Genomic DNA, 12,274 nt, shown 5'->3' with positions numbered 1-12,274 from the left:
TTCATTCAAATAACCATCACATTCCCGCCATGTGGCTGACACAAATGCAGGACAGGATAGGCACCTTATTTCGCTGACCGGTACCCTGTAATGCGCCGCACGTTGTTCCCTTATCTGATTTTGCTGCCGACGCTGATTTTTCTGTTTTTATTTACCTATTACCCCTTATTTCAGTCAGCGATGGACAGTCTGTTTGACAGCCGTCTGTCGTCAGACGCGCCGCCGTTTGTTGGCCTGCAAAACTATCTGCGCCTGATCCAGGATTCAGTCTTCTGGCGTGCGCTGCTCAATAATCTGGCGTACATCCTGATGACCGTGGTCCCCGGCATTATTCTGGCGCTGCTGCTGGCGGTCGCGCTGTGGGAAAACACCTCGCTGAACCGCTGGCTGCGTACCGCGTTTTTCTTCCCGATGATTATCCCGCTGGTCAGTGCTGCTACCTTGTGGTTGTTCATTTTCATGCCCGGTATGGGGCTGCTGGATTACTACCTGGCCAAAGTATTCGGGCCGATGAATAACAATTACCTCGGCATGAGCAACAGCGCACTGATTGCGCTGAGTGTGATCGGCGTGTGGAAATTTGCCGGCTATTACATGCTGTTTTTCCTCGCCGGATTGCAGTCAATCCCCGCCTCAGCACGCGAAGCGGCGCTGATGGAAGGCGCGTCGCGCCCGCAGGTTTTCTTCTATATCACGTTGCCGCTTTTGCGCCCGACCATCAGTTTTGTGGTCACTATCGCGCTGATTTATTCGATTACCCAGATAGATCATGTCGCGGTGATGACGCAGGGCGGGCCGAATAACGCCACCACCGTGCTGCTGTATTACATCCAGAGTCTGGCGAATGACACCCACGATTTAGGCAAAGCCTCGGCGGCGACATTCCTGACGCTGGTGCTGCTGTTTGGTTTTTCGATGCTGAACCTGCGTGTGCTGGAAAGAGGAGCTCACTATGAGCGTTGAAACGTCTGAAGTGCCGGTGATGACCGGCAAAAAATCCCGTCAGGGCGCGCGTTCACCATCGATGTTATTGCGCGGTGCGCGTCGTTCGACGCTGCCGGTTTTATTGTTGTGCGCCGCGTTTTTATGGATGGCGCCTTTCCTGTGGATGCTGTCGTCGGCTTTCAGTGAAAGCAGTTTTGCGCCGGATATGGCCTCGCTGTTACCGCGTTTCCCGCTGACGTTGCAAAACTTCCGCGATGCGTGGGACAGCGCCGACTGGCTGCGGCTTTACGCCAATACCCTCTTTTTCTCCTTCGGCACCTTTCTGGTTCAGCTGGTGACCATCACCACTGCCGGTTACGTGTTCGCGTATCACGAATTTCGCGGCAAACAGACGCTGTTCTATCTGTTGCTGATTCAACTGATGATCATGCCCGTCATCATGATGGTACCGAACATGATGATCCTCAAACAGTTCGGACTGCTCAATACCCTGACCGGCGTGATGATGCCGTACTTTGCCTCGGCGTTTGGTGTGTTCCTGATGCGTCAGGCGTTTCTCAGCATTCCCCGTGAAATCGAAGAGGCTGCGCTGATGGAAGGCTGCCGCTGGTGGCAGGTGGTGTTCCGCGTACTGATCCCCATGTCGTGGCCCGCCATCCTGGCCTTTGCCACCGTCAGCATTACCTATCACTGGAATGAATACCTGTGGCCGCTGATGGTACTTAATGACCCGGATAAACAGGTGCTGACCGTCGGGCTGGTGTCTTTCGCGATGGGCGCAGAGTCAGGCGGACAATGGGGGTTAATTACCGCCGGCACGCTGATGGTGTGCCTGCCGCTGATGCTGGCGTTCATTATTTTTCAGAAACAATTCCTGAAAAGCTTCGGTTTTTCCGGGATCAAATAAAGGAGTCATCCATGTTTTTAGCTCAGATTTCTGACATGCACTTTCGCAGCGATGGCCGCAAACTGTATGACTTTATCGATGTGAACGGCTGCAACGCCGAAGTGGTCAGCCAGCTGAATGCGCTGGAAGAACAACCGGATGCGGTAGTGATCACCGGTGATATCGTTAACTGCGGTCTGCCGCAGGAATATGAGGTGGCGCGTCGCACGCTGGGCAATCTGCGTTATCCGCTGTACATCATTCCCGGCAACCACGACGACAAAGCACAGTTTCTGGAAGCGTTGCATTCGCTGTGTCCGCAGCTCGGCACCGATCCGCAAAACATGCATTACGCCATTGATGATTTCCCGATGCGTCTGCTGTTTATCGATTCGAGCCTGGCCGGAGAATCGAAGGGGTTCCTGACGCTGGAAACGCTGGCGTGGCTGGAAGGTCAGCTGGAGCAGGGGGGCGATAAGCCGACGGCGGTGTTTATGCACCACCCGCCGGTGAAAGTCGGCTCGGCACAGATGGACGCCATTTCGTGTGAAAACGGTGACCAGCTGCTGGCGCTGATTGATCGCTTTCCGTCGCTGGTTCGCGTGTTCTGCGGCCACACGCACCGTCTGATTTTTACGCAGTACAAACAGACGATCATCACCACCATTCCCGGCACGGTACATCAGGTGCCGTATTATCATCATAATCCGGCACCGTTTTATAACCTCGAGCCGGCGGCCTGCGTGATGCATCGTCTGGTGGATCACACCGGGCTGGTCAGTTATCTGCATCCGTTGTCACAATATCCCGGCCCCTATCTTTATGATGCGCAAATCAGTTGCCCGGTGGACTTTCAATGATGTCTGGCATTCGTCTGGAAAATATTACCAAACAGTTTGAAGGCAGCACGGCAGTGAATCAGCTGTCGCTGGAAATCACCGACGGTGAATTTCTGGTGCTGGTCGGGCCATCGGGTTGCGGCAAAAGTACCTTGCTGCGCCTGCTGGCCGGTCTGGAAGAGGTGAGCGACGGGCGCATTATACTCGACGGTAAGGATATCGCCGGGCTGTCGCCGCGCGAGCGCAATTTCTCGATGATCTTCCAGAACTACGCGCTGTTCCCGCACATGACCGTTGAACAAAACATCACGTTCGGCATGCGGATGCGCAATGAGCCGAAACATCTGCATCAGGCACGGGTAGATCGCGTCGCCGGATTATTACAGCTCGGGCCCTTGCTCAAACGCAAACCCGGCAAGTTATCCGGCGGTCAGCGGCAGCGGGTGGCGATGGCGCGCGCTATTGTGCGCGATCCTAAGTTGTTTCTGATGGATGAGCCGCTGTCGAATCTTGATGCACGCCTGCGCACGGAAGTGCGTGACGGTATCATGCAACTGCATAAACAACTGAAAACCAGCACTGTTTACGTCACCCATGATCAGATGGAAGCCATGACCATGGCGGACAGGATCGCCGTGCTGGATAAAGGCCACCTGCAACAAATTGGCGCACCGGAAAGGTTGTATGCGCATCCGGCCAACCTGTTTGTCGCCGGGTTTATCGGCACACCGTCGATGAATCTGTTTTTACTGCCGTGTGCTGATGGCATGCTGACGGTCGAAAATCAGCCGGTTCATCTGCCGCAAACTGAGCATGCGCAGACACTCAATGAGGTGTATCTGGGCATCAGACCCGAACACATCAGCGACCAGCCTGCGGAAGGTGAAAGCCTGCAATTGCAGGCGACACTGACCTACCGCGAGTTGCTCGGCGCGGAGTATTTATGTCACGCCGACACGGCGATCGGGAAAATCCGCTACGTCCGTAAAAATCTGTTGCGGGAAAACAGCGGGAATATTCCACAACCCGGCGACCGCATCACATTGCATTTTTCTTTGCACGATCTTCATCTTTTTTCAGGCCAAAACCAGCAAAACCTGCACCGGGAGAATCACCATTATGCGTAACGTTCATGCGCTGGCGCTCGCCATCGGCTTGATTGCCGCGGGCACCGCCTCCGCCAAAGAAAATATCGATTTCATGTTCCCGGCGCCGGTTGACGGCAAACTGACCCTGGAAATGACCCGCGTTATCAAAGAGTTCAACCAGTCACAAAATGATATCGAAGTGCGCGGGATTTTTACCGGTAACTACGACACCACCAAAGTCAAAGCCGAAGCGGCGGCTAAATCAGGCCAGCCACCGGCGCTGGTGATTATGTCTGCTAACTTCACGGCGGATCTGGCGATTAAAAATGAAATTTTGCCGATGGATGAGCTGTTCAAATTCGGCGATCAGAAAGCCACGCCATTTCTGACGCAAAATTTCTGGCCTGCCCTGCGTCAGAACGCACAGGTTAACGGCGTGACCTATGCCATCCCGTTCCATAACTCGACGCCTATTCTTTATTACAACAAAGACATGTTCGCCAAAGCGGGCATTACCGCACCGCCGAAAGACTGGGATGAATTGCTGGCAGATTCGAAAAAGCTGACGGACTCGGCGAAAGGCCAGTGGGGCATCATGCTGCCGTCAACCAATGATGATTACGGCGGCTGGATTTTATCGGCACTGACCCGCGCCAACGGCGGCCAGTACTACAATGCCGATTATCCGGGCGAAGTCTATTACGACAAACCGTCCACACTGGGGGCACTGCGCTTCTGGCAGAATCTGGTATATCGCGACAAAGTGATGCCGCCGGGGGTGCTGAACTCGAAACAAATCAGCGCGGCATTTTTCTCCGGTAAACTCGGCATGGCGATGCTCAGTACCGGCGCGCTGGGCTTTATGCGTGAAAACACCAAAGATTTCGAGCTGGGCGTAGCCATGATGCCTGCCCAGGTGCGTAACGGTGTCACCATCGGCGGGGCGAGTCTGGTAAGTTTTAAAGGCATTTCCGACGACCAGAAAAAAGCCGCCTACACTTTCCTGCAATATCTGGTCAGCCCGAAAGTTAACGGTGCCTGGAGCCGCTTTACCGGCTATTTTTCACCGCGTATGGCGTCCTATGACACACCGGAAATGAAAGATTACCTGGCAAAGGATCCGCGTGCAGCGATTGCGCTGGAGCAGCTGAAATACGCCTATCCGTGGTATGCGACGTATGAAACCGTAGCCGTACGTCAGGCGATGGAAAATCAGCTGGCGGCACTGGTCAATAATGAGAAAGTCACGCCGGAAGCGGCGGCGGCACAGGCACAGAAAGACGCCGATACCCTCCTGAAACCTTACGTGGATTCCACGACACTGAATGTTCCTAAGTAGTTGATCTTGCGCCTTCCCCTCTCACGAGGGGAAGGGTTTTATTATTTCAGCCAGCCCTGTTGATGGGCATTATCCAGATGACTGCGGATATGCAGCCACAGTTCAGGATGGATATCGGCGATAAAGGCATTGCGGGCTAACACCTGCTCCAGACGGATATTATTTTCCACCCAGCTCTGACCCTGATTATTCAGGTTCATGACCATCGGCATCACACGGTCGATCACCAGCGCAAAGCGTGCTTCCGGCGTTTCACCCGCTTCGTATTCATCCCACAAATCCAGGAACTGACGGTCGAGCGGCGCGGGCAAAAGGCCGAACAGACGTTTCGCTGCGATGATTTCCTGATCCTGAACTGCCGCGCGGGCAGCGAGATCGTAAACCAGCACGTCACCGGCATCAATTTCCACGATGTCATGGATCAACGCCATGCGGATGACTTTATTAATATCAATACCTGCCGGCGCAAAAGGTGCCAGAGACATCGCTGCCACGGCGAAATGCCAGCTATGTTCCGCGGAATTTTCCTGACGCTCAGTGCCTAAAACTTTTGTGCGACGTTGCACGCTTTTCAGCTTGTCGATTTCCATCAGGAACTGAAAAACTTCAGTCATGGCACCGAAATCCAGCGGGGAAGTTGCTACAGACATAGTCAAACCTTAGTCATATTGACAGCATTGTTAATGGCGTTATCAGAGATTTCCGGTACACCTTAGTCCCTTGATGACAAAAAATCATGTTTTTGGGTGCGGTCAGCATCGTTCTTTTCTGAATGCCATGAGGAGAAATTATAAGCAAAGTGAATGAATTGAAGGGATTCCAGACGGTGTCACTCTGAAATGATGATCCTGATAAGGGACTGTAACATCGGGAAATACTCGTTTTAAGCTTACAGGTGTACACTGGAATAATTCTCAGCTACTCTGTCTGCGGTATGATTTATAATCAGCCGTTATAAGCAACCGGATTTGAAGCGCTTTTATATTCTTTTAACGTATTTTGCCTGGAGGGTTCTCAACGTATGGGTAAGTTGTCTCCATCACCACAGGGATATCCGTGGGCTGAAGAGATTGCCAACAGCCTCAGTCACGGCGTGGGTCTGATTTTCGGGATTGTCGGATTGGTGCTATTGCTGGTTCAGGCAGTAGGCGATAACGCCAGCGCCATGGCGATCACCAGTTACAGTTTGTACGGCGGCAGCATGATTCTGCTGTATCTGGCCTCCACGCTGTATCATGCGATACCGCATCAGAAAGCCAAATACTGGCTGAAAAAACTTGATCACTGCGCGATTTATTTACTGATCGCCGGTACCTACACGCCGTTCCTGCTGGTCGGGCTCAATTCTCCTCTGGCGAAAGGATTAATGGCGGTGATCTGGGGGCTGGCGCTGTTCGGCGTGATTTTTAAACTGGCGTTTGCGCACCGTTTTGAGGTGCTTTCCCTGGTCACGTATCTGACAATGGGCTGGCTGTCACTGATTGTGATTTATCAGCTGGCGACCAAACTTTCCCCTGGCGGTGTGATATTGCTGGCGCTGGGTGGCTTGATATACACGCTGGGCGTTATTTTTTACGCTTCAAAACGTTATCGGTTCGGTCACGCCATCTGGCACGGATTCGTGCTTGGCGGCAGTGCCTGCCACTTTTTAGCCATCTATTTTTACGTCTGACGTGTTTTCAGTCACGAAGGCGCTTTAAGAAAAGGAAACGCGGAGCCTGATGCTCCGCTTTTTTGTGCTCGCTATTTATGGGGCGTATCTGACCACCACTGGACCAGCGAGGGCACCGGCCGCAGATCGTAATGTGCCTCGCCCAGCAAATGATTAAGGATTTTTGCCGAGCGCCACGCGGTCAGCGTCAGTTGCCCTTCGGCACTGCCGTGGCTGTGGATCCCGGCATTCACTGCGTAAATGCGGTTCTGCTCCGGACCATCCCAGCGCAGATTGAAATTCGGCTGCAGCGGCAAATGTTGCTCGCGGTCATAAGGAATACGTGCCAGCAGCGGTTCAAGATAATCCGGTAAACCGGGGCGGTACCCGGTCGCCAGGATCACCATATCGGCACTGAAATGTTCCTCGCATTTTTCCAGCCCGTGCTTTGCCTGCAAACTGAAATCGCCAGCCGCATTACGCACGATATGATCCAATGCGCGGTGGGGCAACAAACGCACGTTACGCGGCTGATGCAGCACGTCGAAACGGTGGTAAAGCTGCTTATAGATGTCTTCCAGCGTGTGATAACTGATGCCGTCAGAAGGCAGTTTTTGCGTTTCTATTTCCTGCTCGCGCACCTCTTCCGGCAGCGTATAAAAGTAGTTCACATACTCTGGGGTAAAATATTCATTGGTGAAAATTGATTCATCCAGTGGCTGAAAATTAGGGCGCCGGGATATCCAGCTCAGTTCGGTGAATTCGCCCCAGTGGCCGCTCAGTGCGTTAAGAACGATGTCGGCACCGCTCTGTCCGCCGCCGACTACTACCACCCGTTTACCGGTGAAATCAGGCTCACGCAGTTCTATTTCTGCAGCATGAAAACAGTTATCCCCCAGTGCTGCCCGTGCCGGTTTAGGGATCCACGGTGCATGACCGGTGCCGAGGCAAATATTGCGCGCGCGGTGCTTGCCTTTTTCACTCTGCACGATAAATTCCTGCCGCTTATCGTCGAAATCAATCCGCTCAACCGGTTCGGAAAAATGCAAACCCGTAATGCGGTCGCACGCCCAGCGCAGATAATCGGAAAACTCATCGCGGCTGATGATCAGCTGTTCCGTGGCCAGAAAACGGTAAATTTTCTTCTGCTCAACCAGATAATTAATAAACGAGAATTCGCTGCGCGGCGCAACGGTAGTGACCAGATCCTGCAGGACGTAGGTCTGCATGGTCGCCGTGGGTAATAACATACCGGGATGCCAGCTGAATTCCGGGTTAGCGTCGAAGAAAGCAGCGTTGAGTTTTTCCGTGTCTTTTGCCATGGCGGCGAGACTGAGATTAAAGGGACCGATACCAATACCAACCAAATCCTTCACGGGCATCTTTCTATTCCTTATGTTTTTAGGATACTTTGGAAACAATGTTATTAAGCATAGGTCAGCCGACAGCGACTGGCCTTTTTCCCGATAGCTTATTGAAATATTGCTCTATGCATTCACTTTGCCTTTTCTTACTCAACGATTAAAAAGGATTTGCTATGACCCGCTTGCGTCGTTTTAAACAAGTTGATGTGTTCACCGCTGAGCCGCTCAAAGGCAATGCACTGGCCGTAATACTAGATTCGGAAGGGCTGACGGATGCCGAAATGTTTGCCATGGCCCGCTGGACCAATCTTGCGGAAACGGCGTTTGTGATCAAACCGACGTCACCCGAAGCGGATTACGGCGTGCGGATTTTCACTACAGACAAAGAGCTGCCGTTCGCCGGACACCCGACGCTGGGTACGGCATATGCGCTGTTGCAAAGCGGGCTGAAGCCTAAAAATTCTGGTTATCTGGTGCAGGAATGCGGTGTCGGGTTGGTGCAGGTAAAACAGCTGGCAGAAGGCGGTCAGGCATTTTCCGCTCCGCCTGCACAACTGAAACCGCTGGAGACTGAACATCATGCGTTGCTGGAAACCGCGCTGCGCGGCGGCAACATTCAGGCTGACGTCATGCCGGTATCGGTCGATATGGGCATCATCTGGCTGGTCGTGCGAATGGAAAGTGCGCAGGACTGTCTGAATATCACGGCCGATGCCGCCGCGGTCAGTCAGCTGCAAACACAGCTGGGGATTAACGGTATCGCAGTCTATGGTTTACACGATAAAAACGGCCCGGCGGATTATGAAGTGCGGGCGATTATCGACGAACACGGTGTGCTGAAAGAAGATCCGGTCACCGGCAGCGCCAATGCCTGTCTGGCGCGGGTGCTGAAAGCGGCGAATTTCCCGGATGGTGCGCATATGGCACAAACCTACCGCGTGCGTCAGGGAACGAAGCTCCAGCGCGATGGCCGCGTGACTGTCACCTTTGTGGATGGCGAACCGTGGATCGGCGGCGATAGCTGTACGCTGATCGACGGCACGTTAGATCTCTGATCAGCGGGGCATCAGCCCGTGTTGCGCCGTTTGTAACAGATGTATAAACGCCTGCATGTACGGTGTGGCATGCAGGTTATGGCGGTGCAGCAACCAGGTGCGGTTTTTTACCGTCGCGCCGTCCACTGTGATCGGGCGGCGGTAAAAATGCTCCGGCAGCGGTAAATAAGGAGCGACAATCGCGTAACCCAGTCCGTGTTCCACCATCGCCATGCACACTTCCAGTTTGTCGACTTCCATTGTGACAGTCGGTGCATGCGAAAAGTTGGCATTCCACCAGCGTTCAATCAGTTGCGTCACGTGCGCACCGTGGTGAATTTTTATCTGCGGCATGTGCGGCAACAGGGCGAAATCAAAATCCTGACTGTTGACCAGCACGTAATCATCTTCTTCAATCAGATGCTTGCTTTCCTTCCAGTTAAAATCGTCCTTCACCAGCGCGATATCAATTTCCCCGCGCAACAGCTTCTGAATGATCTCCTCGCTAAAACCGCTCATCAGATTCACACGGATCCCCGGATGTGTCTGCCGGAACTGGCTGAGCAATGGCGGAAGACGGTACGCCGCGTAGTTGCTCGACACGCCCAGTGAAATCTCTCCCTGCTGCTCCTGATCCAGACTGTGCAGATTGAGTTTCAGTTGCTGTAAATCATTGAGCACGGTGACGGCGTGTTGCGCGAGATATTCGCCCTGTGCGCTGAAGGTCAGCCCTTTTTGTCCTTCTTCAAACAGACGGATCGCCAGCTTGCGTTCAATCTGGCGTAAACGGTAACTGAGCGCGGGTTGTGAGGTATAAAGCTGTTCCGCCGCACGGGTGATATTTTTATGCTGATATACCGCCCGCAATATCAGCCAGTCTTTCTCGTTCATCGTTTTTCCGCCACCCGTAAAATCCTTCCTCCATAAAATATTTTTTGCGTAAAAAGCGCAACAGATAAAAAGGCTCAATTTGACCGGAAACAGTAAAAGCCCTATTTCTGTTGGTGTAGCGGCGCGTCATCGTCGCACCAAGTTGCATTCACCCGAAAATAATTTTTGGTCTTGCACCATCGCAGGGAATAAAACATGTCTGGTTGCACTACATCGGTTCATCACGCCAAAGAACAGAAAGCTGAGATTATCGCAGCTGTGGATTCTCTCGCAGCACAGGCCAGTGCGCTGGCGCTGAGCATTCATGCCAACCCTGAACTCAGCTTTGAGGAAGCCGAATCGGCAGCGGCACTGATTGCGCCACTGCGGGCGGCAGGATTTGAGATTGAGGTTCAGTCGGGCGGCTTGCCGACGGCATTCCGCGCGACGTTTGACAGCGGTAAGCCGGGCCCTGTGATCGCGTTGCTGGCGGAATACGATGCGCTGAAGGAACTGGGGCACGCCTGCGGACATAACCTGATTGGCACGGCATCCGTGACGGCCGCGCTGGCGCTGAAACAACAATCGCATCTGCTGACCGGCAAGCTGGAAGTGATCGGTACACCGTCAGAGGAAGAGGGCGGCGGGAAAATTATCCTCAGCGAGAAAGGCATTTTCGACCATGTCGACGCGGTGATGATGTTCCATCCGCGCGATAAAACCATGGTGGTACGCGGCGGGCTGGCATGTGTGGATGCGATATTTAAATTCTATGGCAAAGCGGCGCATGCGGCATCAGCTCCCCAGAACGGGATCAGCGCGCTCGATGCGGTGATCCACACCTTCAACGGCATTAATGCCCTGCGTCAGTTGTTCACCGACGATGTGCGCGTGCACGGCATTATTTCCGATGGTGGCAGTGCGACCAATATTGTTCCGGCTTATGCGGAAGCGAAATTCCTGATGCGCGCTGAAACGGTCAGGGGTCTCAGTACCGTCAAACAAAAAGTGTTTGATGCGGCGCGGGGTGCGGCGCTGATGGCTGGTGCGCGGCTGGAAATTGAAGAAGGGCTGACCTACGCCGAGCGCAATAACAACCTGACGCTGGCGGAATACTTTAAACAAAATCTGGACATCCTCGGCGTAGAAGTGGTTCCGCCGCCGCTCAGTGGCGGGATCGGTTCTTCTGATATCGGCAACGTCAGCCAGGTAACGGCGGCGATCCACCCGTATATCCGTATTGGTGATGTGCTGCCACATACACCGGAATTTGCCGAAGCTGCCGGTTCCGAAGCCGGCCTGCAGGCTATGTTGCAGGCGGCAAAAGCGCTGGCGATGACGACAGTTGATCTGTGTCAGGACGGCGCAAAACTTCAGGCCGTACGGGAAGAGTTTTTAAACTGGAAGTCCCGTTTTTAAGTTCACAATCAAAATAATAACCTTGGATATGAGGACAGGATAATGATGAAAAAAATACAAGTGGCTGCCCTTATGGCAATGATCTTGGGCAGCGCACTGGCGCATGCCGAAGGCGAAACGCTGCGTGTTGGCGCTGATTTAAGTTATCCGCCGTTCCAGTTCCGTGATGCTGCGGGGACGCCGACCGGCTTTGAAATTGATGTCACCAACGCCATCTGCAAAGAGATGAAAGTCAAATGTGACTATGTGGTCAGCAGCTTTGACGCGGAAATCCCTTCGCTGATTGCCAAAAAAGTGGATTTCATTTCGCCGCAGGGGGCGACCGAAAAACGCTGCAAAGTGATCGACTTCAGCGATTTTGTGTATCACATCCCGACCAAACTGGTGGTGCAAAAAGGCAGCCCGCTGTTGCCGACGCCGGAATCGTTGCAGGGTAAGCGTATCGCGGTTCAGCAGGGTTCGATTCAGGAAATGTATGCCAATACTTTCTGGCAGCCGAAAGGAGTGGATGTGGTGGCGTATGCCGATCAGGACACTATTTATCAGGATCTGGTGGCCGGACGCCTGGACGGTGCGCTCAGCCCGGCGGTGGCGGTGACTTTTGGCTTTCTCAACAAACCGGAAGGCAGGAATTTTACCCTGACCGGCCCGGAAGTGCGTGACGATAAACTGTTCAGCATCGGTTCGTCGTACGGCCTGCGTAAAGGCGATGATCACATCAAAAAACTGCTCAATGACGGCCTGGCAAAAATCATGGCTGACGGTACCTGGGAAAAGATTAAGACCCATTACTTCGGTCCGCTGGACATATCGGTTCATCAGGAAAAGGTTAAATAATC

The 12,274-nt window shown here is 53.3% G+C and carries 12 protein-coding genes; 9 read left to right on the top strand and 3 right to left on the bottom strand.

What is annotated here, in order from left to right; all coding sequences use genetic code 11:
- Nucleotides 1-90: 90 nt before the first annotated feature.
- Genes ETV65_RS11555 through ETV65_RS11535 form a run of 5 tightly spaced genes read left to right on the top strand, consistent with a single transcriptional unit; the run spans nucleotide 91 to nucleotide 5,097 of the window.
- The gene (locus tag ETV65_RS11555; protein ID WP_129952993.1) at nucleotides 91-963 is read left to right on the top strand and encodes a sugar ABC transporter permease; all 873 of its coding nucleotides are present in this window, start codon (nucleotides 91-93) and stop codon (nucleotides 961-963) included.
- The gene (locus ETV65_RS11550) at nucleotides 953-1,852 is read left to right on the top strand and encodes a carbohydrate ABC transporter permease (protein WP_129952992.1); all 900 of its coding nucleotides are present in this window, start codon (nucleotides 953-955) and stop codon (nucleotides 1,850-1,852) included. The genes ETV65_RS11555 and ETV65_RS11550 overlap by 11 nt, the downstream gene beginning before the upstream one ends.
- Before the next feature lie 11 nt (nucleotides 1,853-1,863).
- On the top strand, nucleotides 1,864-2,691 hold the full coding sequence (locus tag ETV65_RS11545; protein ID WP_129952991.1) for a phosphodiesterase: 828 nt from the start codon (nucleotides 1,864-1,866) through the stop codon (nucleotides 2,689-2,691).
- Nucleotides 2,691-3,797 (top strand): ABC transporter ATP-binding protein, encoded by a 1,107-nt coding sequence (locus ETV65_RS11540; RefSeq protein WP_205951587.1) that lies wholly within the window; start codon nucleotides 2,691-2,693, stop codon nucleotides 3,795-3,797. The genes ETV65_RS11545 and ETV65_RS11540 overlap by 1 nt, the downstream gene beginning before the upstream one ends.
- Entirely contained in the window at nucleotides 3,790-5,097 is a 1,308-nt protein-coding gene (locus ETV65_RS11535; RefSeq protein WP_129952989.1) for an ABC transporter substrate-binding protein, read from the top strand. Before ETV65_RS11540 ends, ETV65_RS11535 begins: the two co-directional genes overlap by 8 nt.
- Nucleotides 5,098-5,138: 41 nt before the next feature.
- Here ETV65_RS11535 and ETV65_RS11530 read toward each other — a convergent pair whose 3' ends face one another.
- Nucleotides 5,139-5,747: an HD domain-containing protein gene (locus tag ETV65_RS11530; RefSeq protein ID WP_129952988.1), complete on the bottom strand. Its 609-nt coding sequence runs from the start codon at nucleotides 5,745-5,747 to the stop codon at nucleotides 5,139-5,141.
- A 371-nt stretch (nucleotides 5,748-6,118) separates the two neighbouring features.
- On the opposite strand from ETV65_RS11530, the gene ETV65_RS11525 reads away from it, so the two are divergent.
- On the top strand, nucleotides 6,119-6,769 hold the full coding sequence (locus ETV65_RS11525; protein ID WP_129952987.1) for a hemolysin III family protein: 651 nt from the start codon (nucleotides 6,119-6,121) through the stop codon (nucleotides 6,767-6,769).
- Between the two features lie 71 nt (nucleotides 6,770-6,840).
- Here the strand turns inward: ETV65_RS11525 and ETV65_RS11520 are convergent, their stop codons facing one another.
- Nucleotides 6,841-8,130, bottom strand: coding sequence for a SidA/IucD/PvdA family monooxygenase (locus ETV65_RS11520; RefSeq protein WP_129952986.1), 1,290 nt, complete (start codon nucleotides 8,128-8,130; stop codon nucleotides 6,841-6,843).
- Between the two features lie 155 nt (nucleotides 8,131-8,285).
- On the opposite strand from ETV65_RS11520, the gene ETV65_RS11515 reads away from it, so the two are divergent.
- Nucleotides 8,286-9,167 (top strand): PhzF family phenazine biosynthesis protein, encoded by an 882-nt coding sequence (locus tag ETV65_RS11515; protein WP_129952985.1) that lies wholly within the window; start codon nucleotides 8,286-8,288, stop codon nucleotides 9,165-9,167.
- Here ETV65_RS11515 and ETV65_RS11510 read toward each other — a convergent pair whose 3' ends face one another.
- Nucleotides 9,168-10,037 (bottom strand): LysR family transcriptional regulator, encoded by an 870-nt coding sequence (locus tag ETV65_RS11510; protein ID WP_129952984.1) that lies wholly within the window; start codon nucleotides 10,035-10,037, stop codon nucleotides 9,168-9,170.
- 195 nt (nucleotides 10,038-10,232) lie between these two features.
- Between ETV65_RS11510 and ETV65_RS11505 the strand changes: the two genes are divergently transcribed.
- Nucleotides 10,233-11,435, top strand: coding sequence for a M20 family metallopeptidase (locus ETV65_RS11505; RefSeq protein ID WP_129952983.1), 1,203 nt, complete (start codon nucleotides 10,233-10,235; stop codon nucleotides 11,433-11,435).
- 42 nt (nucleotides 11,436-11,477) lie between these two features.
- Nucleotides 11,478-12,272 carry a transporter substrate-binding domain-containing protein gene (locus ETV65_RS11500; RefSeq protein WP_129952982.1) on the top strand — a complete coding sequence of 265 codons (795 nt, stop codon included), beginning with the start codon at nucleotides 11,478-11,480 and terminating at the stop codon, nucleotides 12,270-12,272.
- Nucleotides 12,273-12,274: the final 2 nt, after the last annotated feature.

It is taken from the genome of Rahnella sp. RFA10(1/100) (genome assembly GCF_004195115.1).
GTDB classification, from domain to species: Bacteria; Pseudomonadota; Gammaproteobacteria; order Enterobacterales; family Enterobacteriaceae; genus Rahnella; species Rahnella perminowiae.
This window is presented reverse-complemented; position numbering and strand designations above follow the sequence as displayed.

Excerpts from the sequence above, each read along its gene's own strand:
- ETV65_RS11545 (WP_129952991.1), top strand. The coding sequence starts at position 1,864 with ATGTTTTTAGCTCAGATTTCTGACATGCACTTTCGCAGCGATGGCCGC.
- ETV65_RS11550 (WP_129952992.1), top strand. The coding sequence starts at position 953 with ATGAGCGTTGAAACGTCTGAAGTGCCGGTGATGACCGGCAAAAAATCC.
- ETV65_RS11530 (WP_129952988.1), bottom strand. The coding sequence starts at position 5,747 with ATGTCTGTAGCAACTTCCCCGCTGGATTTCGGTGCCATGACTGAAGTT.
- ETV65_RS11540 (WP_205951587.1), top strand. The coding sequence starts at position 2,691 with ATGTCTGGCATTCGTCTGGAAAATATTACCAAACAGTTTGAAGGCAGC.
- ETV65_RS11515 (WP_129952985.1), top strand. The coding sequence starts at position 8,286 with ATGACCCGCTTGCGTCGTTTTAAACAAGTTGATGTGTTCACCGCTGAG.
- ETV65_RS11505 (WP_129952983.1), top strand. The coding sequence starts at position 10,233 with ATGTCTGGTTGCACTACATCGGTTCATCACGCCAAAGAACAGAAAGCT.
- ETV65_RS11525 (WP_129952987.1), top strand. The coding sequence starts at position 6,119 with ATGGGTAAGTTGTCTCCATCACCACAGGGATATCCGTGGGCTGAAGAG.
- ETV65_RS11510 (WP_129952984.1), bottom strand. The coding sequence starts at position 10,037 with ATGAACGAGAAAGACTGGCTGATATTGCGGGCGGTATATCAGCATAAA.
- ETV65_RS11535 (WP_129952989.1), top strand. The coding sequence starts at position 3,790 with ATGCGTAACGTTCATGCGCTGGCGCTCGCCATCGGCTTGATTGCCGCG.
- ETV65_RS11555 (WP_129952993.1), top strand. The coding sequence starts at position 91 with ATGCGCCGCACGTTGTTCCCTTATCTGATTTTGCTGCCGACGCTGATT.
- ETV65_RS11500 (WP_129952982.1), top strand. The coding sequence starts at position 11,478 with ATGATGAAAAAAATACAAGTGGCTGCCCTTATGGCAATGATCTTGGGC.
- ETV65_RS11520 (WP_129952986.1), bottom strand. The coding sequence starts at position 8,130 with ATGCCCGTGAAGGATTTGGTTGGTATTGGTATCGGTCCCTTTAATCTC.